The sequence below is a fragment of the Sphingomonas sp. UYAg733 genome, from assembly GCF_054057355.1.
This window is the reverse complement of record NZ_JBSRZE010000024.1, coordinates 21,578-45,614: the sequence shown is the minus strand read 5'-3', so window position 1 is coordinate 45,614 and position 24,037 is coordinate 21,578. Positions and strand designations below refer to the sequence as shown.

20 protein-coding genes and 1 pseudogene are annotated in these 24,037 nt (G+C 63.0%); 11 read left to right on the top strand and 10 right to left on the bottom strand.

Features of this window, described 5'->3' with window-relative positions:
• Window positions 1–339 precede the first annotated feature (339 nt).
• Window positions 340–2,622: a TonB-dependent receptor gene (locus ACVWZA_RS20980; RefSeq protein WP_457313386.1), complete on the top strand. Its 2,283-nt coding sequence runs from the start codon at window positions 340–342 to the stop codon at window positions 2,620–2,622.
• 146 nt (window positions 2,623–2,768) lie between these two features.
• Here ACVWZA_RS20980 and ACVWZA_RS20975 read toward each other — a convergent pair whose 3' ends face one another.
• The 3 genes from ACVWZA_RS20975 to ACVWZA_RS20965 all read right to left on the bottom strand — a co-directional run bounded on the left by ACVWZA_RS20975 (window position 2,769) and on the right by ACVWZA_RS20965 (window position 4,816).
• Complete coding sequence (locus ACVWZA_RS20975) at window positions 2,769–3,050, bottom strand: hypothetical protein (protein WP_457313385.1); 282 nt, start codon at window positions 3,048–3,050, stop codon at window positions 2,769–2,771.
• Between the two features lie 363 nt (window positions 3,051–3,413).
• Window positions 3,414–3,923 carry a hypothetical protein gene (locus ACVWZA_RS20970; protein WP_457313384.1) on the bottom strand — a complete coding sequence of 170 codons (510 nt, stop codon included), beginning with the start codon at window positions 3,921–3,923 and terminating at the stop codon, window positions 3,414–3,416.
• The gene (locus ACVWZA_RS20965) at window positions 3,920–4,816 is read right to left on the bottom strand and encodes a hypothetical protein (RefSeq protein WP_457313383.1); all 897 of its coding nucleotides are present in this window, start codon (window positions 4,814–4,816) and stop codon (window positions 3,920–3,922) included. Before ACVWZA_RS20965 ends, ACVWZA_RS20970 begins: the two co-directional genes overlap by 4 nt.
• Window positions 4,817–4,860: 44 nt before the next feature.
• Here ACVWZA_RS20965 and ACVWZA_RS20960 point away from each other — a divergent pair, with 44 nt between their 5' ends.
• Window positions 4,861–7,107 (top strand): glycoside hydrolase family 3 N-terminal domain-containing protein, encoded by a 2,247-nt coding sequence (locus tag ACVWZA_RS20960; protein ID WP_457313382.1) that lies wholly within the window; start codon window positions 4,861–4,863, stop codon window positions 7,105–7,107.
• Between the two features lie 61 nt (window positions 7,108–7,168).
• Here the strand turns inward: ACVWZA_RS20960 and ACVWZA_RS20955 are convergent, their stop codons facing one another.
• The 3 genes from ACVWZA_RS20955 to modA form a co-directional block, all read right to left on the bottom strand.
• Window positions 7,169–7,771 (bottom strand): ATP-binding cassette domain-containing protein, encoded by a 603-nt coding sequence (locus tag ACVWZA_RS20955; RefSeq protein WP_457313381.1) that lies wholly within the window; start codon window positions 7,769–7,771, stop codon window positions 7,169–7,171.
• Window positions 7,761–8,450 (bottom strand): molybdate ABC transporter permease subunit, encoded by a 690-nt coding sequence (gene modB, locus ACVWZA_RS20950; RefSeq protein ID WP_457313380.1) that lies wholly within the window; start codon window positions 8,448–8,450, stop codon window positions 7,761–7,763. Before modB ends, ACVWZA_RS20955 begins: the two co-directional genes overlap by 11 nt.
• 162 nt (window positions 8,451–8,612) lie before the next feature.
• A complete protein-coding gene (gene modA / locus ACVWZA_RS20945) occupies window positions 8,613–9,380 on the bottom strand; it encodes a molybdate ABC transporter substrate-binding protein (protein WP_457313388.1) in 768 nt (255 codons plus the stop codon).
• A gap of 357 nt (window positions 9,381–9,737) precedes the next feature.
• On the opposite strand from modA, the gene ACVWZA_RS20940 reads away from it, so the two are divergent.
• Entirely contained in the window at window positions 9,738–9,998 is a 261-nt protein-coding gene (locus ACVWZA_RS20940) for a hypothetical protein (protein ID WP_457313379.1), read from the top strand.
• A gap of 29 nt (window positions 9,999–10,027) precedes the next feature.
• Here ACVWZA_RS20940 and ACVWZA_RS20935 read toward each other — a convergent pair whose 3' ends face one another.
• Entirely contained in the window at window positions 10,028–10,300 is a 273-nt protein-coding gene (locus tag ACVWZA_RS20935; RefSeq protein WP_457313378.1) for a hypothetical protein, read from the bottom strand.
• Between the two features lie 156 nt (window positions 10,301–10,456).
• Between ACVWZA_RS20935 and ACVWZA_RS20930 the strand changes: the two genes are divergently transcribed.
• The 4 genes from ACVWZA_RS20930 to ACVWZA_RS20915 all read left to right on the top strand — a co-directional run bounded on the left by ACVWZA_RS20930 (window position 10,457) and on the right by ACVWZA_RS20915 (window position 16,984).
• Window positions 10,457–14,203: an Eco57I restriction-modification methylase domain-containing protein gene (locus tag ACVWZA_RS20930; RefSeq protein WP_457313377.1), complete on the top strand. Its 3,747-nt coding sequence runs from the start codon at window positions 10,457–10,459 to the stop codon at window positions 14,201–14,203.
• A 60-nt stretch (window positions 14,204–14,263) separates the two neighbouring features.
• Window positions 14,264–15,163, top strand: coding sequence for an AraC family ligand binding domain-containing protein (locus ACVWZA_RS20925; protein WP_457313376.1), 900 nt, complete (start codon window positions 14,264–14,266; stop codon window positions 15,161–15,163).
• A 74-nt stretch (window positions 15,164–15,237) separates the two neighbouring features.
• Complete coding sequence (locus ACVWZA_RS20920; protein WP_457313375.1) at window positions 15,238–15,837, top strand: N-acetyltransferase family protein; 600 nt, start codon at window positions 15,238–15,240, stop codon at window positions 15,835–15,837.
• A 544-nt stretch (window positions 15,838–16,381) separates the two neighbouring features.
• Window positions 16,382–16,984: a PH domain-containing protein gene (locus ACVWZA_RS20915; RefSeq protein ID WP_457313374.1), complete on the top strand. Its 603-nt coding sequence runs from the start codon at window positions 16,382–16,384 to the stop codon at window positions 16,982–16,984.
• A gap of 118 nt (window positions 16,985–17,102) precedes the next feature.
• Here ACVWZA_RS20915 and ACVWZA_RS20910 read toward each other — a convergent pair whose 3' ends face one another.
• Window positions 17,103–17,702, bottom strand: a complete 600-nt coding sequence (locus ACVWZA_RS20910) for a CGNR zinc finger domain-containing protein (protein ID WP_457313373.1) — start codon at window positions 17,700–17,702, stop codon at window positions 17,103–17,105.
• Window positions 17,703–17,782: 80 nt separating this feature from the next.
• On the opposite strand from ACVWZA_RS20910, the gene ACVWZA_RS20905 reads away from it, so the two are divergent.
• On the top strand, window positions 17,783–18,289 hold the full coding sequence (locus ACVWZA_RS20905; RefSeq protein WP_457313372.1) for a lipocalin-like domain-containing protein: 507 nt from the start codon (window positions 17,783–17,785) through the stop codon (window positions 18,287–18,289).
• A 60-nt stretch (window positions 18,290–18,349) separates the two neighbouring features.
• Here ACVWZA_RS20905 and ACVWZA_RS20900 read toward each other — a convergent pair.
• Window positions 18,350–18,926 (bottom strand): annotated as a pseudogene (locus tag ACVWZA_RS20900) (transposase); the annotation flags it as partial.
• Window positions 18,927–19,116: 190 nt separating this feature from the next.
• Between ACVWZA_RS20900 and ACVWZA_RS20895 the strand changes: the two are divergent.
• From ACVWZA_RS20895 to ACVWZA_RS20885, 3 genes are all read left to right on the top strand, one after another.
• Window positions 19,117–19,626, top strand: a complete 510-nt coding sequence (locus ACVWZA_RS20895; protein WP_457313371.1) for a hypothetical protein — start codon at window positions 19,117–19,119, stop codon at window positions 19,624–19,626.
• Between the two features lie 357 nt (window positions 19,627–19,983).
• Window positions 19,984–20,472 (top strand): helix-turn-helix domain-containing protein, encoded by a 489-nt coding sequence (locus tag ACVWZA_RS20890; RefSeq protein WP_457313370.1) that lies wholly within the window; start codon window positions 19,984–19,986, stop codon window positions 20,470–20,472.
• Window positions 20,473–20,515: 43 nt separating this feature from the next.
• Complete coding sequence (locus ACVWZA_RS20885; protein WP_457313369.1) at window positions 20,516–22,003, top strand: terminase; 1,488 nt, start codon at window positions 20,516–20,518, stop codon at window positions 22,001–22,003.
• A gap of 124 nt (window positions 22,004–22,127) precedes the next feature.
• Here ACVWZA_RS20885 and lepA read toward each other — a convergent pair whose 3' ends face one another.
• Complete coding sequence (gene lepA, locus ACVWZA_RS20880; RefSeq protein ID WP_457313368.1) at window positions 22,128–23,936, bottom strand: translation elongation factor 4; 1,809 nt, start codon at window positions 23,934–23,936, stop codon at window positions 22,128–22,130.
• Between the last annotated feature and the right edge of the window lie 101 nt (window positions 23,937–24,037).

Here is a 24,037-nt window from a genome sequence, read left to right as displayed (position 1 = left end):
TCCTCGTCAGGCTCAACGCAAAGGCACGCGAAACGCGCGCGCACCTCGCGCATGCAGTTTGACAATCCAGATAGTCGCTCCACCACGCGCTGAAGGAGCGCGCGGTTCCCCTCCCCGTGCCGCGGAGGAGCTTGACGCGTCCGCCGCGCAATAACGAAGGTCCGATATCCGGACCAACAGCGTCAGAAATGCAACAGCCCCGGCCAAATCCGAACCGATCGAGGCACCATTCCCCCCGTTCGCTTGCTCAACGTTACAGACTCATTACGAAACGACTCGAACTCCGGGACACACGGAGTCGCCACAGGACGGATGCCGGTAATCAAACGGGGGATATCCATGAAATCCAGTTCCGCGCATCGCTCGTCGCGCTATCGCCTTTCGACAGCCCTCTCGCTGCTTGCCGTCGCGCTTGCGCTGCCCGCGGCCGCTCATGCCGCCGACCCGGCACCGGCCATGCAGCAAGAAGCGGCGCAGGAAGAAGCGGCGCCGGTAACTGCGGACGGCCTGGATATCATCGTCACCGCTTCACGCCGCGCTGAATCGAGCAAGGACGTGCCGATCGCGGTGTCCGTCATCTCCGCCGAAAAGCTCGACGTGCTCAATTCGAGTGGCCTCGACATCCGCTTCCTGTCGGGCCGCACCCCCAGCCTGCTGATCGAATCCTCGTTCGGCCGCACCTTCCCGCGCTTCTATATCCGCGGCCTCGGCAACACCGATTTCGACCCGACCTCGGCGCAGCCGGTATCGGTCGTCTATGACGATGTCGCGCTCGAAAACCCGATGCTCAAATCGTTCCCGGTATTCGATCTCGCCAGCGTCGAAGTACTGCGTGGCCCGCAAGGCACGCTGTTCGGCCGCAACACGCCGGCCGGCGTGGTCAAGCTCAACTCGGCCGCTCCCAGCGATACCTTCAACGGTTATGCCAGCGCGTCATGGGCGACCTATAACAGCGTCAACGCGGAGGCTGCGGTCGGTGGCCCGATCGGCGGCGGCTTCAAGTTCCGCGTGTCCGGCTTGCTCCAGCGACGCGATGACTGGGTCACCAACACCGCGTCCCCGGCGCTCGCGGATCGCAAGCTCGAAGGATATCGCGACCTCGCCGGCCGCCTTCAGATCGGTTATGACGACAGCGATTTCTCCTTCCTGCTCAACATCCATGCGCGCGACCTCGACGCGTCGCCACGCTCGTTCCGCGCGGGCGCGTTCCGTCCCGGCAGCAATGATTTCAACACCGGTTTCGACATCGAACGCATCTCGCTCGACGGCCTGACCAGCCAGACGCTGAACGCTGTCGGCGCCAATCTGAAGCTCGGTTATAAATTCGGCGGCGCCGGCACGCTGCACTCGATCACCGCGTTCGAAAAGGTTAAGGTGCAGAGCACCGGCGATATCGACGGCGGCAGCTGCTACAGCTTCATTCCCGGCTGCACGCTCGGCACGATCAATGTCGGCGCTTTCCCGGTCAACACCGGCGGCACCACCAAGCCGAAGGAATTCAGCCAGGAGCTGCGTTTCGAAACCGAAGATTTCAACGGCCTGCGCGGACAGATCGGCGCATATTATTTCCATCAGAACCTGACCTATAACGAGGTCGCCTATGATGGTGCCGGCACGCGCACGCAGAACGTGCTGCACGACAACGAGAACGAGAATTTCGGGTTGTTCGCTTCGGCCGAATATGCCGCGACCGACGCCCTGACGCTGCGTGCCGGGGTGCGTTATTCCAAGGACAACAAGACCGATCTGGTGAGCGGCCTTGCCAGCTTCCCGGGCAAGCCGCTGCCGATCACGACTAAGGTAAAAGACGATAACATCTCATGGGATGCCAGCGCCAATTACAAGATTGACGATAAGGTCAGCGTGTATGCCCGCTTCGCCACCGGTTATCTCGGACCGGCAATTTCGGACCGGGTCAATTTCGGCGACTTTCCGACCACCGCGCCCAAGCAGACGACCATCTCGGGCGAGGCCGGCATCAAGACACAACTCGCCGACCGCATCCGTTTCGACCTGACCGGCTATTATTTCCGCACCAAGGATTTCCAGGTCACGGCGGTGGGCGGTGCCAATAATTCGGCGCAGCTGCTGACGATCGACAAAGCGGTCGGCTACGGCCTCGAGGCGGAATTGAACGCCCGTCCGATCGATCCGCTTATCCTGACCGCCGGCCTCAGCTACAATTTCACCGAAATGCGTGATCCCGTTCAGTCGGTCGCGGTGTGCGGCGGCGGCTGCACGGTCACCAATGCGCTCAACGGCGCGGGCCGCGCGATCCTCAACGGCAACGACCTCCCTCAGGCCCCGCGCTGGATCGCCAACTGGACCGCGCGCTACGGCATCCCGCTTGCCGATGGCAGCGAGATCTTCGCCTTCACCGACTGGGCCTATCGCAGCGAGATCAATTACTTCCTCTACACCGCCAGGGAGTTCCGCGGAAAATCGTCACTCGAAGGCGGCCTGCGCGTCGGTTACAGGATGTCGAACGGTATCGAAGTCGCGGCGTTCGCCCGCAACATCACCAACCAGATCCGTGCGGTCAGCGCGATCGACTTCAACAACCTCACCGCGATGGTCAACGAACCGCGGATCATCGGCGGCTCGGCGAAATTCAGCTTCTGATCGCGGCCGACCTGCGAACCAAGAACAATCGCCGCCCGGAAAGCCCGGACGGCGGTTGTTCTTGCCGCTGACGATATTGCGCCGGTCGCTGCGGCGGCCAGTTCATCCTCTTCGGGATGCGAGCCGCCGCCTTGCCCGGAACAGGGTCACCGCGCCGGAAGCTTGACACCCCGTGCGGCCCATTGCTCGGCCGTCCGGCACTGGCGCTTCGACAACATCGATCCGGTAATCTGGTTTGCACCGGTTGCGCTCACGTCGATGCAAATGCGCTTGTCGGACTTGGCGTCCGCCCTGGACATTTCTGGGGTCGCTTCGGGCGCAGTCTTGGGGCTGCCGGCAGACGTCGCGAAGCTTGGCGTGGCGACAGCAACCAGAGCGAGCCCAGCGAAGGCGGCGACGCTGCGGCTGAGAATCGAACGATCGGTCATGAAATTTCTCCTGGACTACTATACACATTGCGCAGGTCCATCCGGCCTGCCCCTGTGTTAGTGCATTACTCATGCCAATCACGGGATTTTCGTAAAATCAAAGACTTAGCGCGATGACCCTTGGATAAATGGTCGAACAGACGCCAAATATTCGCAATCCGTACCAGACTTCGGCCATCACTTGTCCGCAAACGAACAGCAACCGTCCGAATACGGACATGGCGCGTGAAAAAATCCAGTGGCGGCATCAGCGCTGCTGGAGGTGCCGCTTTCTGGTTGATCTGCGTCAAACAAAAAAATGGCCGCTGCTCGGATCATCCGGGCAGCGGCCCCTTGGCCATCGACCGCCAATGCGGCGGTCCTTTATTTCTTGTCGCCCTTGCCCCCGTCGTCCTTGTCCGCTTTCGGCTCCCAGAGCTTCAGGCCCTTGGCTTTCTTGCCGAATTCAGCCTGATCTGATGGCGAGATGTTGGCGCGCCCGGCCATGATGCCCATGCCGATCTTGCACTTCACGAAATAGGTCTCATCGGGCTCGATCTCTAGATTGAGGACGTCTGTCTTCTCCCCCTCGGTGCGATAAGCGTGCTTGCCTGGCTCGGCCATATGAACCCAATATTTGCCCGAGCCGAGCCGCGCGATCTGCTGTTCGGCCGCCGCCTCTCCTTCACGGACGGTGCAACCGAGTGCCGCGCCCATCAGCGATCCTGGACGGTAGAACACGATCATACCCTTGCCGGCAGCGGGCGTACCGATCGCGCCGGATTTGGTGGCAATCGCAGCGGTCGCCGCAGCCGCTCCGTCTTGCGCGATGGCGGGAACTGCCATCCCGGTGATCGCGGCGGCGAGAATCAGCGATGCAACATTCTTCTTCATTCAGACTTCCTCTCTTGGCTTGAAACGGATGCCGGCACGATAGCCAGTGCTGGTGATGCGGCAACGGGAGCCGGTACGACCATCGGCTTAGGTTCTGCGGACGCGGGAACCGTCATCGGGCCGGCCTCTGCCGATGGAACCACCATCGGTCCCGAACCGGCGCATTGCGGTGTTGGCGACACCTGGATATCCACTGACTTGCTCAACCGGGCATGGGCAAATGTCCCGGCCGGTATAATCGTTTCCCCGCCTTTCAAGAACATCAACGGAGTCGCGATGACGCCCACGGCGATCGTCGCGGCCATCAACGTGCCGGTTTTGTCTTGCCCCGTACCGCCAAGCTTGAGCCCGCGCAGCGTAACCTTCGTGGCGCCGCATTCCAGGTATCGTGCGGCAAGGATCAGTTCGCCCGCCTTGCCCAAACCCGTCGCCTTTGCGGCATGGACCACTTGCCCCTGACCGAGTGTGCCCGCCGGAAGCACGACCCTGCCATCGACCGTCACCGGATCGAGCATTCTGATCGCGAACATCTCATCGATCTTGCTGGTTTTCGAGCTCAACACCGCGACGATCTCGAAATTGACCGGCGTGTTGGCGGGAATGCGGACGAAACCTTCGGCCGCCGGGGTCGAGTCCGCTTCCGTCGCGGTGACGACGGCCGGCGTCACATCGACCGATTGTGCATCAGCGATGGGTGGCAATATTGCCAACCCAACCGCCAGGCACGATAAAATAGCTGACGCCCCCGTCATATAGCTCCCCCCGAGGCGCAGTTCTGGCAAGCCGCGCGAAGAAGCGCAAGCTGGATTGGGGACCGCGGGATTTTTTTGTCGACCGTATCCCCGCTGATGGCGGGATGCCGGGCGGCAGCAGTTTGACGGTTTTCGCGGCATGGTGGACCGGTTAAGGATGACGCCCCTCCCCAGGATATTGTCCCATGCAGCTTTCCCGTCGCGCGCTTCTTCGATCCGGCGCCATGGTCGCCGGCCTCTGGCTCGCGCCGCGTGTCGCGCTTGCCCAATCGGACCGGATCGAAAGCCTGATCGGGCGCATGACGCTGGCCGAGAAGGCGGGACAGCTCAGCTGCTTCAGCGACCTGCTGCGCGCGCCCGGCATCGTGTTCAATCCCGGCGCCGCCTCGGGCAATAGCGCGGCCCAGCTTGCCGATCTTCGCGCGGGCAAGTTCGGCATGTTGTTCAACGGTACCGGCGTCGCCGGCGCGCGAACCATGCAGCGCATGGCGCTGGAGGAAACCCGGCTCGGCATCCCGCTGATTTTCGCCGCCGATGTCATTCACGGCCTGCGCACCATTTTCCCGATCCCGCTGGCCGAGGCCGGATCGTTCGATCCCAACCTCGCCGAGCGCACCGCGCGCGGCGCCGCGCTCGAATCCACCGCGACCGGCATCCACTGGACCTTCGCGCCGATGGTCGATGTCGCGCGCGACCAGCGCTGGGGCCGCGTCGCGGAAGGCTCGGGTGAGGACACGTGTCTCGGCCAGGCGATGGCGGCGGCTCGCGTACGCGGTTTCCAGGGCAAGGATTTGCGCGATCCGACGCGCATGATTGCCTGCCCCAAGCATTTCGCGGCCTATGGCGCGGTCGCGGCGGGCATGGATTACAACAGCGTCGATATCTCGATCGAGGCCTTGCGCGAAATCCACCTCCCGCCTTTCCAGTCGAGCTTCGCGGCGGGCGCGCTGACCACCATGTCGGCTTTCAATGACATCAACGGCGTGCCCTCGACCGCCAATCGCTGGCTGCTGACCGATCTGCTGCGCGGCGAATGGGCGTTCAAGGGGCTGGTCGTGTCGGACTGGACCGCGGACGAGGAACTGATCGCGCACGGTTATGCCGCCGATGGCCGCGACGCCGCGAAAAAGGCGTTCCTCGCCGGCGTCGACATGAGCATGTCGAGCAACCTGTACAATCTACATTTGCCCGCTTTGGTCGAGGCGGGCGAAGTGCCGGTCGCGGCGGTCGATGCCTCGGTGCGGCGCGTGCTGCAGTTGAAGGACGCGATCGGCCTGTTCGACAATCCCTATCGCTCGATGAACGCGAAGGCCGAACGCACGCAGATCGCCAGCCCCGCCTTGCGCAAGCTGTCGCGCGAAGCCGGCGCGCGCTCGATCGTGCTGCTCCGCAACGATGGCGATTTGCTGCCGCTCAAGGCCAATCCGGGCCGGATCGCGCTGATCGGCCCGTTCGGCGATGACCGCGACAATGTCGCCGGCGCCTGGGCATTCATGGCCGACAAGACGATCGGCGTCGATCTGGCGACCGGCATCCGCGCCAGGCTCGCCGATCCCAAGATGCTCGAGGTGATCAAGGGCTGCGATGTCGAAGCGCCCCTGCCCGGCGGCATCGACGCGGCGGTCGCGGCGGCGCGCGCGGCGGACGTGGTGCTGCTCGCGATCGGCGAGACTCAGGCGATGTCGGGCGAGGCGCAGTCGCGCGTCGCGATCGTCGTGCCGCCCGCCCAACAGGCGCTGGTCGAGGCCGTCGCGGCCACCGGCAAGCCGCTGATCATCCTGCTCCGCCATGGCCGCGCACTGGCGCTGTCGGGCGCGGTCAAGGATGCGCCGGCGATCGTCGCGACCTGGTTCCTCGGCAGCGAGATGGGCAATGCGGTGGCCGACATGCTGTTCGGCACGGTCAATCCATCGGCCAAGCTGCCCGTGAGCTTCCCGCGCGAAAGCGGCCAGGAACCCTATTTCTACGACCACAAGACCACCGGTCGCCCCGCCAGTGGTACGCCGAACGAGGAATATAAGGCGCGCTATCGCGAGACCATCAACGAGGCGCTGTATCCGTTCGGTCACGGCCTGAGCTATACCAGCTTCACGCTGTCGGCCCTGCAACTGCCCCCCACCGTTTCGGCGAGCGGCACGCTCGCGGTCTCCGCGACGCTCACCAACAGCGGCAAGCTGTCGGGCACCGAAGTCGTCCAGCTCTACATCCACGACCGCGTCGCCAGCCGCACCCGCCCGGTGCGCGAGCTCAAGCGGTTCGAACGCGTCACGCTAGCACCGGGCGGGATCAGGCAGGTTCGCTTCGAACTGACGGCGGCCGACCTGCAATTCTGGGCCGACGGCAAATGGATCAGCGAGCCCGGCAGCTTCGATATCTGGGTCGGCACATCATCGGTCGGCGGACTGAAAGGCAGCGTCGAACTGACCGCCTGAGACCAGCCAGCCACGCCTCGAAGCCCTTCCCCGGCAAAGGCCGGGGAAGCGGAGATCAGCGTTACATCACGACGATACGCGTACCCAGCCGCTCCGCTTCACCCGCATCATGCGTGACGAGCAGGATCGGCAGCCGGAGCACATCGCGGATATGTTCGATCGCCAGCATGATCTCCTCACGCCGCGCGCGATCGAGTGAGGAAAGCGGCTCGTCGAGCAGCAGGAAGCGTGGCCGACTAAGCAACGCCCGGCCGATCGCGACGCGGCGTGCCTCGCCCCCCGACAAGGTCCGCGGCCAGCGGTCGAGCAGGCGATCGATGCCCAGGAACCCGATACCGCCCAGGTCGAGCACCGCATCCCCCGCGCCGTAAAGCAGGTTCGCCCGCACCTTCAGATGCGGGAACAGCCGCGCCTCCTGAAACACATAGCCGGCACGGCGCCGTTCGGGCGCCACATCGACCCCCGTAGCGGCATCGAACAACGTCTCGCCATCGACGCGGATCGTGCCCCGATCGGGCCGCAGCAGGCCGGCGACCATGTTGAGGATGCTGGTCTTGCCGACGCCCGAGGGGCCGAACAACACCGTCAGGCCCTGCTCCGCCGCCAGGCTCAGCGCGATGTCGGTGTCGCCGAGCCGCCTGGCGACGTCGATCTCAAAGGACATGCAGCCCCCTGCCCGCTCGCCGCGCTAACAGTTCCGACGCGATCAGCGCGGCCAGCGACAATGCGACCGAGATCGCCGACAGGCGCAGCACCATCGCATCGCCATCCGGCTGCTGGAGCGCGGCATAGATCGCCAGCGGCAAGGTCTGCGTCTGTCCCGGCACATTGGACACAAAAGTGATCGTCGCGCCGAATTCGCCGATCGAGCGGGCAAAGCCAAGCACCGCGCCGGCCAGAATGCCTGGCACCGACAGCGGCAAGGTAATCGTCCGGAACACCCGCCAACGCCCCGCGCCCAGCGTCCGCGCCGCCCCCTCCAGCCGCCGGTCGACCGCCTCGATCGACAGCCGCATCGCACGGACCATCAACGGCATCGCCATCACCCCCGCCGCGATCGCCGCACCGGTCCAGCGAAACAGCACCGACACGCCGAACCAGCTTTCCAGCCAGCCACCGATCGGCCCGCCCGGCGCGAAAGCGAGCAACAGCAGCCAGCCGGTCACCACCGGCGGCACCACCAATGGTAGGTGGATCAACCCATCGAGGATGATCTTCCCCGGAAACGACAGGCGCGCCAGCACCCAGGCAAGCGCAAAGGCGATCGGCAACGTCGCCAGCATCGCAACGCCGCCGACCTGCAGCGACAAGGCGACGATCGACCATTCGTCAGCGGTCAGCATACCTTCCATTCCTCCCCGGCACGGGGAGGTGGTGCGCGAAGCGCGACGGAGGGGGCGTGCCAAGCAATGCTCCGCCTGTGGAGAGCTCCCTCCACCATTCGCCTTCGGCTCACGGTCCCCCTCCCCGTTCCGGGGAGGAACTTCCGGATGATTGGATAGACATCAACGCGCCAGAAACCCGTACTTAGCAAAAATCGCCTTGCCCTCACGCGAAATGAGAAACCGCCGAAACCCCTCCGCCTCCGGGTTCGTCGATGCCTTCAGCCGCGCCAACGGATAAGTGATCGCCGGATGGCTCCCCGCCGGGAACACCCCCGCCACGCGCACCTTGGTCGATGCCCGCGCATCGGTCGCATAGACGATCCCGAACGGCGCCGCCCCGCGTTCGACCAGCAGCAACGCGGCGCGGACATTCTCCGCGCGCACCAGCTTCGGCGCCAGCACGGGCCACGCGCCGAGCCGGGTCAGCGCCGCCTGACCATAACGCCCCGCCGGCACCGAAGCCGGATCCGCCATCGCCAGCCGCCCCGCCCCGATCGCCGCGACGATCCGCCGGCCGCTGCGCATATCCACCGCCACCGCATTGCTCGCCGCCACGACCAGCACCAGCCGGTTGCCGAGGAACGACGCCCGCGTCCCGGGCACAATCAGCCCCTTCTTCGCCAGCGCGTCCATCCATTCCTGATCGGCCGAGATGAACAAATCGGCCGGCGCGCCCGCCAGCACCTGCCGCGCCAGCGCGGATGACGCCGCGAACGACACCACCGGCCTGGGATGTCCTTTTCGCGCCCATGCATCGGCGGCGGCGCTAAGCGATTCCTGCAGGCTCGCCGCCGCCAGCACCAATGGCTCGGCCGGGGTCACCGTTGCCGAAGCGGGCATCGCAACACCCGCGATCACCATCATCAGCCACAACATCATCCGCGCCATGCTCGGCCCCTTGCCATCTCGATCATCATCACCACGATCGATCGTCATGGCCTAATCCGATCCGGCCGAGCCGTCAGCAGCTTAGTTGCGCATCACTCCCTATCCTGGTTCGTGCAGAGCCTGTCGAAGCACCATTGTTCTTTTGCGACCGTGGAGAACAAGGCGCGACGATCGGGTCAAACGCGACCAAAAGCTGGCACAATCGGCGACCTGTTGGTGTGACCGGACAAGTCGTCGATAAACGACGTCGACCTAAGTTGCTGAAATCACGCCATTCGAGTGTATGGCACGACTAATGCACTTGCTGCCTTGCGGCGCGCCGACCAACGGCGCGCGATTCGCACCAGGGAGATGCTCATGTTCACCATCAACGCTTCACTCGCTCTTGCCGCTGCGGCGGGCCTGATCCTGCCAGGCACGGCAATCGCTCAGCGCGCCGGCGATGGCGGCAAGACGCGCGTGATCGTCTCGACCGAAAGCAATATCTCCGGCCCGCGCAGGATCTGCCTTGCGCCCCATGCCAAGAGCGAAGCGGTGATCAACGCGACGCTTGAACGCCGGACCTGCCTGTCGAAACAGCAATGGGCGCTGCGCGGATTCCGGGTGGTCGAGAACTGAGCGTATGCTGGCCATGAGCAACCAGGCGCTCAGGCCGCGAGCAGTTGCTCGATCCGCTCGACCTGCCGCGCAAATTCGAAACAGAGTTGTTCCGCCTCATCGGCAGGCAACCAACTCACCAGATGTGGAAAGATCAGCCGGTTATAGGACAGGGTGGCGGCATCCCATGGTTGCGCCACCGACACCTGACGCGCGCTATTCAGGATAGCGCGCGCGTCCTCGCGCACGTCCACCGGGTTGGGCTCGGTATGGTTGGCGCGGTCGCGGCCCTCGAATCCAAAACCGAACTGATCGTCGCTCATCCCGTTCGATTCCAATGGCTCTGCCGACGCCGAGATATCGGCGCAAGGACACAATATCCCGTCCACGCTCCGCTGCAAGTGGTGGAGCGAAAATCTGTGGACAAATTACCATGCGCCGATGGCATTCCGCGTCGGACTGCGCCACAACGCTTCGCGATGACACCTGATCGTTTTAAGCCTTTGCTGGACCGGGAGTTTCTCAAGGGCGAGCTCCATTACGAGTTTCAGGATTACGATGCAGCCGGCAAAGACGCGGCGCTGAAGGCGCGGCTATCCCAGTGGGTAGGCCGCGAAATCAAGCGTGAAACCCAGGCCGAGGCATCCTTCATTCAGCGCTTCTTCGTTGAAACATGGGGCTATCGCGAGGACGGCACGGGCACGGACGGTTTCCACCTGCATCCCAAATTCAGCATCGCGGGCGCAGGTCAGACCGGCAATCGCGGCGAGGCGGACCTCGCTCTCGGCAATTTCGGCACGGGCGGCGGGTCGCTGATCCCGCAGATCGTGTGCGAGTTCAAGGACGTTCAGTCGGCACTCGACGCGCCACAGAATCGCAAGGGTAACACCCGCTCCCCAGTCTATCAGGCACGCGATTATCTATGGAACGCCAGGCGCGGACTGTTCGGCAACGAAGCGGTTCAGCCGCGTTTCGCCATCGTCACCGATATGAACGAATTCCGCCTCTACTGGTGGGATCACTTTCCGGATCGCTATCTGCGCTTCAAGGTCACCGGCGGCGACCTGTTCAATCAGGTGACCCTGCTTGGCGACGATGCCGAAGCGCGATTCGATCGTTTCCTGTTCTGGCGGCTCTTTCAGCCGGACATGCTTCTGAGCGATGCCGGCCGCACCCGGCTCGAACGACTGATCGAGAAACAGGGCAAGGCCGAACAGAAACTGGAGGGCGATTTCTACGCCCATTACCGCACCTATCGAGAGGTGCTGATCCATCACATGCTGCTGCAGCGACCAGTCGGAATGACCCGGGGAGCAACGGTCCGTTTGGCTCAGAAGCTGCTCGACCGGCTTATCTTCGTCATATTCGCCGAGGATATGGGCGGGCGCGTTGGTTTTCCGGCCGGCGAGCTTCAGGCGCAACTGAAGCGTTTTTCGGAAGATAGCTTCCTCGAGCCGAATGGCGATGAGGTCTGGCGCAGGCTAATCCAGATCTTCCGCAGCATGAATGACGGCGGCGCGCTCGGCGCGCATACCATCCATCAATTCAATGGCGGGCTATTCGCAACCGATGCGGCAATCGATGGCCTCAGCCTGCCTAACCACATCTTCGTTCAGCGAGGGCAAGGCCGGAATGATGCGAGTCTGTCCGAACATAAACAGACGCTGTACTTCCTGTCCGCAACCTACAATTTTGCCCGCGAAGGCGATGCGAAGAACAGCATCGGCCTCTACACGCTTGGCCATATCTTTGAGCAATCCATCGTCGAACTCGAAAAACTGGAGGCGGATGCCGAGGATCGGACCTCGCTGACCGACGTTACAAAGCGCAAGCGCGACGGAGTTTACTATACGCCCGAATGGGCGGTTCGACGAATCATCGAAGAAACGATCGACCCCTTATTCCTGCGCTGGAAGGCCGAAGCCGGTTGGCCCGACCTCGGCTTACCGTCGAGAAAGGCAGCGGCAGCTTATTGGAAACGGTTGCAGGGAATTCGCATTCTCGATCCGGCTTGCGGATCTGGCGCTTTCCTGATCGTTGCTTTGAAACATCTTGAGCGTGAATTTGCCGCCACCGTCTCTGCGGCCAGCTCTGCCGGCGCGATCGCCAAGGCCCCGGACGAAGCCGCAATCACGAAAATGATCCTCGCCGGCAATCTGTTCGGGGTCGATATCAACCCCGCCTCGGTGGAGATCACTAAGCTGTCGCTATGGCTGCATACTGCCATGCCTAACACGCCGCTGTCCGGCCTTGATGGCACAATCCGCTGCGGCAACAGCTTGGTCGACCAGCGTTTTTACAATAAGCGGAATATCCTCGATGCCGAGGAACGCGATCGGATCAACACCTTCGAATGGGATGGTGATTTCGCGCCCGGTAGCTTCGACGCGGTGATCGGCAACCCGCCTTATGTGAAGCTGCAGAATTTCAAGCAGGTCAATGCCGACATGGCCGCCTGGCTCGTCTCCGGATCAAGCGGGGAAGCTCCCTATGTCTCGACCGGCACCGGCAATTTCGATCTCTATCTGCCGTTCATCGAAAAGGGCCTGACCCTCCTCAACGCCGGTGGGCGGATGGGTTATATTGCGCCTAATCTCTGGCCGACGCTGGAATATGGTGCTGGCTTGCGTGCCCTTGTCCATGCTGGGCGCAATCTGGAGAAATGGCTCGACTTCCGCTCCTTCCAGGTGTTCGAGGAAGCGACCGTCTACACTGCGATCCAGATCTTCTCCAAGGCCCCGGTCGATGCCGTCCAGCTCGCCTTTGCCGGCGACGGCGATATCAGCCGCGTCGATTGGCATGATCCCGACTATCGTTTGCCGTATGACGATATCCAACTGCCCCTCGCGCCGTGGCTGATCGCGCCCGCGCCGGTCCGGCGGATGATCGAGCGGCTGGGGCGCGACGCACTTCGGCTCGATCAGCCGGAAAATGTGAAGGCAATCTTTCAAGGAATCATCACGAGCGCCGATCACATCTTTCACCTGCAACGCCTCGGCCGGAACCGCTACAGTTACACGCCGCGCGAACGCGGCAAAAAACTCGCGCCGGTCGTGGTCGAGATCGAAGACGCGATCATGAAGCCGCTAATCTCGGGAGCGGAGGCAAAGCGCTTTATTGAGCCGCGCACCGGTACCTATCTGCTTTTTCCCTACAACGTCGATGCCGGCGGGCCCCGGTTGTTGACCGCGACGGAGATGACGGCGCAATTTCCCAAGGCCTGGAAATATCTTCGCCAATTCGAGCCGGAACTTCGCGCGCGTGAAGGCAAGAAGTTTGATGATGCTGCCTGGTATCGGATGGGTCGCAACCAGAACCTCGATAAACAGCAATTACCCAAATTGCTTGTCGCGCAACTCGTGCCGGACCTCCGGCTCGCTTTTGACGACAGCGGCCAATTCTTTATCAACAATGTCCGAGTGAATGGCATTCTGCCCCGCGGCGACAATGGTTGGTTCCTGCTCGGCATGCTCAATGCGCCGGTATCCAACTACATCTTCAAATGGCTCGGCAAGCCAAAGGACAATGGCTATTTCGAAGCCAACAAACAGTTCATCGCGCCGCTGCCGATACCCCATGCCGACCGCACCAGCCGCGCGGCGCTGTCCGCCTTGGCCAAGGGCATGCAGCAACGACATACCCAGCGGGTCGATCTGCGGACCCGGCTCGATGAACGGCTTGCGACCACGGCACGCGCGCTCTGGCCGCTCGAACGCCTGCTTCCCGATGTGCGCCCCGTTCCGGTAATCGAACAGACCGGTCCGGTCAGCCTACCCTCGTCCGAACGCAAGCGTTGGGTAGACGATCAGCGCAAGGCCGACGAGGAGGCTGCGCTCGCCCGCATCGACGGCATGATCCGCCTCGATTCGGAACTGGCGATCCAGCTCGCCGACGGCAAGCTCGCTTTGCTGATCGACGAACAGCCGGCGGCGCGTGTTTTTGTCTCCGCATCGGAATCTGCGCTCGTCGCCGCGCAGTGGCGAAACGTCACGCTCGACTTCCAGCCACGCGGAAAGGACGACGCAAAGCGCCTTATCGATCGCCTCCGGCGTGTCGCAACGTCAGCCGAACCCGCAATCGAAGAACAAATCATCGCTATCGGCGACAAACTCGCCACACTGGGCAGCGTGATCCACGACGACGAGGAACAGTTGCACCAACTGACCAGTGCGATGTTTGGCCTTACGCCCGAGGAACAGCGATTGGTCGAAACCCGCCGCAGCTAGGCTCAGCCGTCGTCGCCATCCGCAGCCCGGCGATGAAAGCCTCCGGCAGTAACGGCCAGCATGCGCTTTCGATCGCACATCAAGAGCGGCTCCTCCCCGCGATTACCCCATGTCACGCCCGAAATCGCGATAGACCCTTGCTTTGGCCGCAGGGTCGCGCATCGTGGCATTATGCAAGGCTCATTCGCCATTCGGCGCGTCGGGGATGGATGCGCCACCGCCGTCGAGGCGCGCTCGACCCACAGCTTTGCGCGTCATACACATGACGAATACGGGATTGGGGTCATGTTGGCCGGCGCCCAGCGATCATGGAGTGGACGGGGAACCGTCGAAGCCGCTGCCGGCGATCTCATCACGGTGAACCCCGGCGAAGTTCATGACGGCACTCCGATTGGGGAAAGTCGGGCATGGGCGATGCTGTACCTTGCCCCCGATAGGGTCATGGCCATCATATCCGATATCCGCGGGAATAATCGGGGAGACATGGAGTTCACCGATCCGGTGGTGCGGAACCATCGTGCCGCCGATCGCTTTGCCGCCGCCTATGCCGGTCTCACCGGTGGCGACAGGGATTCGGTTGAGGAGCGGCTGATGCTGCTGATCGCGGGATTGCTGCGTGATGCGAAAGCCCCGCGATCCATCGCGCAGCCGTCATTGTCCCACGCCAAAGCGAGGATCGACGACGATCCGGCTGGTCATCACCCATTGAGCGAACTCGCTTTGGAGACCGGCGCCGGCCGCTTCCAGACATTGCGCGGCTTTGCCCGTCTCACCGGTCTGACGCCGCACGCCTATGTGGTTCAGCGCCGTCTCGACATCGCGCGCTCGATGATCCGCAATGGTGCCGCGTTGGCCGACGCCGCCAACGCGGCGGGATTTGCGGATCAGAGCCATTTCCACCGGTCGTTTACGCGCCGCTACGGCCTGACACCCGGCGCCTATGCCGTCGCGATGCGCTGACCGGCTGCAATTTCGTTCAAGATCGGCTGGCGACGCGCCTCTACCACCATCATCACGATAGATGGAGGCGGCCAGTGAAACAGCATGACCATGGCGAACAATCGAGCACGGCCCTGCTGTCCATCCGACAATGCGGCGAAGCGGATGCGCCGGACATTCTGCGGATCATCAACGCCGCTGCCATAGCATATCGGGGCGTTATCCCCACGGACCGCTGGCATCACCCGTACATGCCGGCGGAGGAACTCCGGGCTGAGATGGCGGCGGGCGTGCGCTTCACCGGCTATGGTTCGGGCGGCACGCTGGTCGGTGTCATGGGAATTCAACAAGCCCGCAACGTCCGCCTGATCCGCCACGCCTATGTCCTGCCCGAATGGCAGGGACATGGGGTCGGCTCAAAACTGATCGATCACCTCCGCGGTGCCGATAACCACCCCATATTGATCGGTACATGGGCAGCGGCGGACTGGGCCATCCGCTTCTACCGGCGGCACGGCTTCCAACCCGTGCCGCACGATGCGATTGCGCCCCTCCTGGCCGCTTATTGGAACGTACCGGAGCGGCAGATCGAGACGTCGGTCGTTCTGGCTTTCCCAGCCTTGTCGGTCAGCGAAGCCGCGAGGTTGATCGCCAAAGCCCGGCCCGCCGATATGAACGGTGACCAGCTGCCCTGAAGTTCCGGGAGCCCGCTTGACCATCGACGACCGGCGCCTGTCCGGGCGATTCAGGGGGATTCGGTGGGTGTATCACGATGACGCCTTACTTTCGGGACCGATATACGTGTTCGACCTAGAACGTTCCCGGCTCTCGTGTTGGGCGGCGTCGGCGTAACAGGCCCGCGAAGTAGATTATGAAATAAGCCACGGTCGGGAGAGACAGCGCCATCTGCAAGATGTCAGAGATTTGAGGGGCAAGCCACCAGCTTAGAATCCAAGCGATGCCGAGCGCCATTACGGCCCAGAATATGCCGCCATATATCCTCGCGTTGACGATAAGCCGGTAGTCGGCTTTGCTCGCTTCAATGCCCATCGTATCCTTAGATTCCTGATTCGATTCGGTGACACGTGCAATAACCCCTTATCTTTCGACGCACTGCCAGACGCTGCACAAAAATGGGGTTGTTGAACGTGTCACGGTAATGCCGCCGCCAGCCAAAACAGATATGGTGCGCGCAACCGATTTAACCGGATCGAAATGCGATTGCCGCATCTTCGCACGATGAGGCTGCCCGCGGATAAGCACGCATCGCTGCATCGTGAGATCGAGCGAGAGCTGATTGCCGGCGAACGCCTTATGTGGTGGAAGCAGCCCCGGCCGGGCGCTTATGCTGCCGGTTTCCTGATCTGGATCGGCGCGATCCCCTGGACGGTCTTTGCGCTCGGATGGGAGACGCTGGCGTTCCTCCCCTGGGTCGGCGGGGGCGACATGAACGATGCGCTGCGCCTGGGCTTCGGCATCGTCATGCCGCTGTTCGGCCTGCCGTTTGTGCTGATCGGCTTTGCCATGCTCGCCAAGCCCGTGCTGGCGATCGCGCGATCCAGAAATACGGCCTATGCGGTAAGCGACCGACGCATCATCCGCATCGAACTCGGCCGTCGAACTCGGGTGACCAGCGTCTTCATCGATCGCATCGGCCCGATCCAGTCGATCGAGCGCAAGGATGGCTATGGCACGCTGCGCATCCAGACACACAGTACGCTCGACAGCGAAGGCGACCGCACGACCGAACGCTTCGACATGATCGGCATTCCGGACGTCGCCCATGTCCGCCGCCTGATCGCGGAACGCCAGCCGCTCCCAGGCGCCGGCGGGGATCGGTAATCGGTAATCGGTAATCGGGGTCGATCGGTGCCACGGGCAATAACCCCTTATCCTTCGAGCTATTGCCGGAGGCTGCACAAATAAAGGGGTTATTGCCCGTGCCACCGTAATTGTCTGTTCAGGCGGGCAGATGCCCCTGGTGTTTTCGGCGGCGGAATTCGGCGACCTTGGCCTTGTTCCCGCAGCCTGACATCGAGCACCAGCGCCGGTCCGCCGCTCTCGATGTATCGATGAAAAACAACGTGCAGGTTGGCGACTGACACTGGCGGATGCGATCGGCCGCCTCTCCGCCGAACAGGTGCACCGCATCGCGCGCAAGGCTCACAAGAAGCGCCCCCGCCGTTCCGATCAACTGAACAATGCCATCGCCGGAAAGACGCGGAATCGCCGACGGGGCGCCGGCAATCTCGTTCAGCACATCGCGGGCGGCGGCGGCGTCGGTTCCCCCCGGCAGCCGCGCCTTGGCAAGCGCATAGATCGCCTCTCGCAACCGGTGCGCGTCCGCCAGATCGTCGCCGCCGGCTTCGGGCAGCGTCGCGGCAAGATCCGCGGCCACCAACCAGCGGGCCAGATCGGCCGGCATCTCCAGCAGTTCGCGCGGCGCGGCGCGCAACCGCCCCGCCAGCGTCGCCGTCAAGTCGATCGCGGTGTGACCGCCACGGAAGCGGAACCCATCCCGTTCTTCTGCCAGGCCGGCGCGCCGCTGTGCTTTTTCCATGTAACCTCATTGACAGGTTGCTCTCCCGGTCGCAATACAATGTAACCTATTTAGCTGGTTACATAGCAAGGGGTGCAGTAATGAAAACATGGCATTTCGCAATCGGCGCGATCGGACTGGCGTTGACAGTGCCGGCGGTGGCGCAAGGGCGGGAGCTCACATCGCTGCGGGGCACCTGGGTGATGGTCGCCGCCTATGAGATCCATCCCGATGGCAGCCGCACGACCAACTATGGCGAACACCCCGAAGGCCTGTTCAGCGTGGACGCGGCGGGGCGTTACAACATTCAGATTTTCAAGGTCGATCGACCCGCTTTCGCCAGCGGCGACAAGGCGCGTGGAACGCCCGATGAATATCGCAGCGCCGTGATTGGCTCGAGCACACATTTCGGCACTGTGACCATTGATCCCGCGAAACATCGGTTAAGCTTCACCGTGCGCGCGGCATCTTTCCCGAACTGGCAGGGCAAGACGCAGGTGCGCGACTACACGTTCAAGGACGGCTTGTTGCGCTACGCGGTGCCGGCGAGTGCCTCGGGCAGCGGCACGATCGCCTATTCCGTCTGGCGTCGGGCATCTGCTAGGTGACGTGCAATAACCTCTTTATTCGCCGGCCCGGCGATGGCCCGAGCAATAAGGGGTTGTTGCGCGTGTCACCGTAATCCCGCCTTCCAGCCGGTCGGCGGTGTCGAGCATGCCCAGATAGCGTTCGATGCTGGCGTCCACCTGCTCCATCCGCCGCCGGATCGTGGCCGGCGTAAAGTTGCGGTCACGTGCGTTCACCGCCCGCATGCGGCTGCCATCCACCGCCACTGTGCCGCCCGCGATAAGCCCCAGGTCGCGGCACAGCAGCACGAACCGCCGGCACGCCGCCTGAATGGCCCGCACCATGATCACGGCGGAAATCGGCGATGGTCTTAAAATCTGGCGCGAGTTTGCCCGTCAGCCACATCACCTCGACGTTGCGACCTGCCTCGCGTTCCAGCCTGCGGCTCGACTGAACCTGGTTGAGATAGCCGTAAATATACAGCTTGAGCATCGTCGCGGGGTGATAGCCCGGCCGCCCCGTGGCAGCTGCATCGCCAAACCCCAGCGCCGCCAGATCAAGCTCATCGACGAACACATCAACCACGCGAACCGGCGCATCGGCTGACACATAATCATCCACGCATTCGGGCAGCAAAAGCTGCTGCCGACGGTCACAACCTGCGATGAAACGACCCATCCGACGCCTCCCGATGACGCCCAAAACCATAGCATATTATGCCGTTTTCACACAGCCTCGATGGTAAGCTGCCGGACGGCTTGTTGGGGCGGCGTTGGATAGAAGCTGGCGTTAACAGGAGCGTTTCCCTACGCCGTGCGTTTTCCCTTGCCTCCCATCGTCCGGGGTGAGGCCCTGAAGGATGCCGCTAATGGAATTTATCGCATTGCCGTTTTTCAATACGCCGGCCCGCCGCAGGTTCTTGATGTTCGTCATCGCGATCGCCGCACCTATATTGTTGGCCACGGCGTGGGTGACGGGCTGGATGGAATCCGACGCTGCGGCGAGGGGCGCGCCCAACGCCTACGGCGGACAGCATTACCGCATCGAGGACAAGAACGGGGCCAAGACCCTGCCCGCGCCGCTGGCGGCCATGCTGTCGCCACCGCCAGGGATGGCGCTCACCGATGTGAATCTGGATACCGACAGCTCGGGACGTATCAGGGACGCCACCGCGAAGGGGTTCACGTCCGCTCCATTCGCCGACGTGGCGGCGTTCCACAAGCCGGGCCTCAACCCGATCACGGAGCAATCAGATACCCAGCTTTGGGGCCTGCGTGAGGGCTACGAGGTAAAGATCATCCGCGGCGATGCCGACGACAGCGACCCCTACCAGGACCGGACCAAGGTGGAGTACTACATAACGCCTGTGAAGCCCTAGTGGATTGATTCCAACAGCCGCTGTACCGCCCGCTCCTTGAACTCTGTTGTGAACACTCGGTTCGTTCGTTCCGACACGCTACCTCCTCGGATACCGTGTCACTCAATTACCGTGTCTCGCTCAAGGGGTGCAGTCCACGTGCAACAACCCCTGAATTCATAAGCGTGTGGCGTGTCACGGAAGCTTGCTGAGCAAGTGCATATAGCTTATATTATCTTATATAACATATAGTTGGTTCGATTTAACGCCGCCGGGCGCCGCCAAGGATATGTCACAATCCGGTGTGACATATCTCCCTCCGCCTTTAATCGCGCGGCGCGATTCAAACGCGATCCGACCGCCGCTATCTCGCCAGGCATGGAAACCCGCCCCTCAACCTTCAAACCCGTTTATGTCCGTCAGGCAAAAGAGCTTTATGCCGAGGGTCTGACCGATCGCGAACTCGCCGCCGTGTTTGGCGTCTCGCGCACCACCATCTTCCGCTGGCGTGCCGCTTACCCGGAGTTCGCCGAGGCGACGAAGCTCGGCAAGGAGGTGGCCGACGACCGCGTCGAGCGTGCGCTGTACGAGCGCGCGATCGGTTATGAGGAGGAAGCGGTCCGCGTCTATCATCCGACCGGCGCCGAGGAGGCGGTGATCGTGCGCTACAAGCGCGAAGTGCGTGCTGATACCGCCGCGGCGCTGCAATGGCTGCGCGCCCGCCGTCCCGCAATCTGGGCTCGCCCCATGCCGCCGCCCGAGGAGGGTCGTGAGTCCGTCGCGGACTTGCTCAAGGCAATGGACCGGGTCGGCGACGACGCAATACCCGAGTATCGCGAGATGTTGCAGCGTCATGCGCGAGAATAGGCGAGCCGCCGGCCCCATTAAGTTGCCCGTGCTCGGCGCCCATATGCGCAGATTCAGGTACGCCCCGCTCAAGCACGCCCGCTTCGCCTACCCCTGGGGCGAAGGCGCGCTGAAAGGCGTCGCCGGCCCGCGCACTTGGCAATGCGAGGTCATGGAGGCGATCGGGGAACACCTTCAAAACCCCACAACCCGCCACACCCCGTGCCGCATCGCCCGTGCCTCGGGCCACGGCATCGGCAAGTCCGCCCTCATCGCGATGCTGATCAAATGGGGCCTCGATACCGGCGTCGACACGCGCATCGTCGTCACCGCCAATACCGAGAATCAGCTGCTCACCAAGACCGCGCCCGAACTGGCGAAGTGGTCCAACCTCTCGCTCACTCGCGACTGGTTCCGCACCGGTGCGACCGCGCTCGTCTCGACCAGTCCCGGCCATGACAAAAGCTGGCGCGCCGATCTCGTCACCTGGAGCCTGACCAATACCGAGGCATTCGCCGGTCTCCACAATCAGGGCAAGCGCCTGATCCTGGTGTTCGACGAAGCCAGCGGCATTCCGGCCAAAGTGTGGGAAGTGGCACTCGGCGCACTGACCGATGAGCAGACCGAGATCATCTTCCTCGCCTTCGGCAACCCGACCAGCAATTCGGGGCCTTTCCGCGGATGCTTCGGCGCGCACCGTCATCTGTGGAACACAGCGCAAATCGACAGCCGCACCGTCGAGGGCACCAACAAGGCCTATCTCGACGAACTGGTCGCGACCTACGGCGCTGACAGCGACATCGTGAAGGTTCGTGTGCGTGGCCAGTTCCCATCCGCCTCCTCGATGCAGTTCATCGCCAGCGACCTGGTCGATGCGGCACGCGTGCGTGATTTCCACAATTTGCCGACCGACCCGCTCATCTTCGGGCTCGATTGCGCGCGCTTCGGCGACGATCATTCGACGCTGGCGATCCGCTGCGGCCGCGACGCGCGCAGCCGACCATGGCGGCGCTGGTTTAAGACCGATGCGATGACGCTCGCCGGCGATGTCGCGCTTGCCGCGCAGATCCACCGCCCCGATGCCATCTTCGTCGATGCCGGCAGTATCGGTGCGGTGGTGGTCGATCGCCTGCGCCAATTGGGCGTCGAGAACGTCCATGACATCTGGTTCGGCGGCAAGGGCGCGGACGCCGTCTGGGCCGGCGACATGCGCGTCAGGACCGCCAACAAGCGCGCCGAGATGTGGACCAGCATGCGCAACTGGCTCGGCAACGGGGCCATCCCGGACGAGGATGTGCTGGCGACCGATCTCACCGGCGTCGAATATGGATATTCCAGGGACGACGAGATCCAGCTCGAGAAGAAGGAACATATGAAGGCGCGCGGCCTCGCCTCGCCCGATGACGCCGACGCGCTCGCCCTCACCTTCGCCGCACCGGTCATGCCGCGCGACACGCTCTACTGGCCCGACCCCCAGCCCCATCGGCGCCCGTTAAGCGAGGAGGAGGAATGGGACCGCCTGTACAAGGACATCAGAGATGACGGACAATAAATCCTCCCCGGCACGGGGAGGGGGACCAGCGAAGCTGGTGGAGGGGGCGTGCCGGCAACGTCACGCGTGGGGAGATCCCCCTCCCCGTGCCGGGGAGGAGCAAATGAGCAACGTCACTGCCCGCTCAGGCATCATCCCCCATGCGCAGCGCGGCGATGAACGCCTCTTGCGGAATGCTCACCGAGCCATATTCCCGCATCCGCTTCTTGCCCTCTTTCTGCTTGTCGAGCAGCTTCTTCTTGCGGCTGATGTCGCCGCCATAGCATTTCGCGGTCACATCCTTGCGCATCGCCGCGATCGTCTCACGCGCGATCACCTTGCCGCCGATCGCCGCCTGGATCGGGATCTTGAACAGATGCCGCGGGATCAGATCCTTCAACCGCTCGCACATCCCGCGCCCGCGCGCTTCGGCGGTGCCGCGATGCACGATCATGCTCAGCGCATCGACCGGCTCGCCATTGACCAGGATGCCCATCTTGACCAGATCGCCCTCGCGATAGCCGATCTGGTGATAGTCGAAACTGGCATAGCCCCGGCTGATGCTCTTCAGCCGGTCGTAGAAATCGAACACCACTTCGTTCAGCGGCAATTCGTACGTCACCTGCGCGCGGCCCGCGACATAGGTCAAATTCTTCTGGATGCCGCGCCGGTCCTGGCACAGCTTCAGGATCGGGCCGAGATATTCGTCGGGGCAATAGATCACCGCCTCGATCCACGGCTCGGCGATGGTCGCGATCTTGTTCGGGTCGGGCATGTCGGCCGGGTTGTGCAGCTCGATATGCCCGCCGCCATGCGTCAGCTCGATCTGATAGACCACCGACGGTGCGGTGGTGATCAGGTCGAGATCATATTCGCGCGTCAGCCGCTCCTGGATGATCTCCAGATGCAGCAGCCCGAGGAACCCGCAGCGGAAACCGAAGCCCAGCGCCGCGCTCGATTCCATCTCGAAGGTGAAGCTGGCGTCGTTGAGCCGCAGCTTGCCGATCGATTCCCGCAGCTTCTCGAAATCCGCCGCATCGACCGGGAACAGGCCGCAGAACACCACCGGCTGGACCAGCTTGAACCCCGGCAGCGCTTCGGCCGCCGGGCGCTTGGCGTCGGTGATCGTATCGCCGACCGCCGTCTGCGCGACTTCCTTGATCTGCGCGGTGATGAAGCCGATTTCGCCCACGCCCAGGTCGGTGAGCTGTTCGATCTTCGGCCGGAAACACCCGACCCGGTCGACCAGGTGCGTCGTACCGGTCGCCATGAACTTGATCTGCTGGCCCTTTTTCAGGGTGCCGGCCATCACGCGCACCAGGATGACCACGCCCAGATACGGGTCGTACCAGCTGTCGACGAGCATCGCCTTCAACGGCGCATCGGCATCGCCCTTGGGCGGCGGGATGCGCGTGACGATCGCCTCGAGCACTTCGGCGATGCCGATGCCCGATTTGGCGCTGGTCAGCACCGCGTTCGACGCGTCGAGCCCGATCACTTCCTCGATCTCGGCCCGGACCTTTTCCGGGTCGGCGGCGGGCAAATCGATCTTGTTGATCACCGGCACGATCTCATGGTCGTGCTCGATCGACTGATAGACATTGGCCAGCGTCTGCGCCTCGACGCCCTGCGCCGCATCGACCACCAGCAAAGCGCCTTCGCACGCGGCAAGGCTGCGCGAGACTTCATAGGCGAAGTCGACATGGCCCGGCGTGTCCATCAGGTTCAGCGTATAGGTTTCGCCGTCGTTCGCGGTGTAGCTCAGGCGCACCGTCTGCGCCTTGATCGTGATGCCGCGCTCCTTCTCGATGTCCATGTTATCGAGGACCTGTTCGGACATCTCGCGCGCGGTCAGCCCGCCGGTGAGCTGGATCAGCCGGTCGGCCAGGGTCGATTTACCGTGGTCGATATGAGCGATAATCGAAAAATTGCGGATCTTGTCGAGCGGGGTCACGGTTTTCTCTGGATGGCGTGCGAGTGTTGGCTTGCCATAGCATCGCGCGGTGACATGGCAACCAAAGCGACATTTGCGGTTTCCCGCCAATGGTGCGACGA

Bases quoted from the DNA above. Each gene is read 5' to 3' on its own strand.
- ACVWZA_RS20980 (WP_457313386.1), top strand. From the start codon at position 340: ATGAAATCCAGTTCCGCGCATCGCTCGTCGCGCTATCGCCTTTCGACA.
- ACVWZA_RS20975 (WP_457313385.1), bottom strand. From the start codon at position 3,050: ATGACCGATCGTTCGATTCTCAGCCGCAGCGTCGCCGCCTTCGCTGGG.
- ACVWZA_RS20970 (WP_457313384.1), bottom strand. From the start codon at position 3,923: ATGAAGAAGAATGTTGCATCGCTGATTCTCGCCGCCGCGATCACCGGG.
- ACVWZA_RS20965 (WP_457313383.1), bottom strand. From the start codon at position 4,816: ATGCCGCGAAAACCGTCAAACTGCTGCCGCCCGGCATCCCGCCATCAG.
- ACVWZA_RS20960 (WP_457313382.1), top strand. From the start codon at position 4,861: ATGCAGCTTTCCCGTCGCGCGCTTCTTCGATCCGGCGCCATGGTCGCC.
- ACVWZA_RS20955 (WP_457313381.1), bottom strand. From the start codon at position 7,771: ATGTCCTTTGAGATCGACGTCGCCAGGCGGCTCGGCGACACCGACATC.
- modB (WP_457313380.1), bottom strand. From the start codon at position 8,450: ATGCTGACCGCTGACGAATGGTCGATCGTCGCCTTGTCGCTGCAGGTC.
- modA (WP_457313388.1), bottom strand. From the start codon at position 9,380: ATGGCGCGGATGATGTTGTGGCTGATGATGGTGATCGCGGGTGTTGCG.
- ACVWZA_RS20940 (WP_457313379.1), top strand. From the start codon at position 9,738: ATGTTCACCATCAACGCTTCACTCGCTCTTGCCGCTGCGGCGGGCCTG.
- ACVWZA_RS20935 (WP_457313378.1), bottom strand. From the start codon at position 10,300: ATGAGCGACGATCAGTTCGGTTTTGGATTCGAGGGCCGCGACCGCGCC.
- ACVWZA_RS20930 (WP_457313377.1), top strand. From the start codon at position 10,457: ATGACACCTGATCGTTTTAAGCCTTTGCTGGACCGGGAGTTTCTCAAG.
- ACVWZA_RS20925 (WP_457313376.1), top strand. From the start codon at position 14,264: ATGCGCTTTCGATCGCACATCAAGAGCGGCTCCTCCCCGCGATTACCC.
- ACVWZA_RS20915 (WP_457313374.1), top strand. From the start codon at position 16,382: ATGAGGCTGCCCGCGGATAAGCACGCATCGCTGCATCGTGAGATCGAG.
- ACVWZA_RS20910 (WP_457313373.1), bottom strand. From the start codon at position 17,702: ATGGAAAAAGCACAGCGGCGCGCCGGCCTGGCAGAAGAACGGGATGGG.
- ACVWZA_RS20905 (WP_457313372.1), top strand. From the start codon at position 17,783: ATGAAAACATGGCATTTCGCAATCGGCGCGATCGGACTGGCGTTGACA.
- ACVWZA_RS20895 (WP_457313371.1), top strand. From the start codon at position 19,117: ATGGAATTTATCGCATTGCCGTTTTTCAATACGCCGGCCCGCCGCAGG.
- ACVWZA_RS20890 (WP_457313370.1), top strand. From the start codon at position 19,984: ATGGAAACCCGCCCCTCAACCTTCAAACCCGTTTATGTCCGTCAGGCA.
- ACVWZA_RS20885 (WP_457313369.1), top strand. From the start codon at position 20,516: ATGCGCAGATTCAGGTACGCCCCGCTCAAGCACGCCCGCTTCGCCTAC.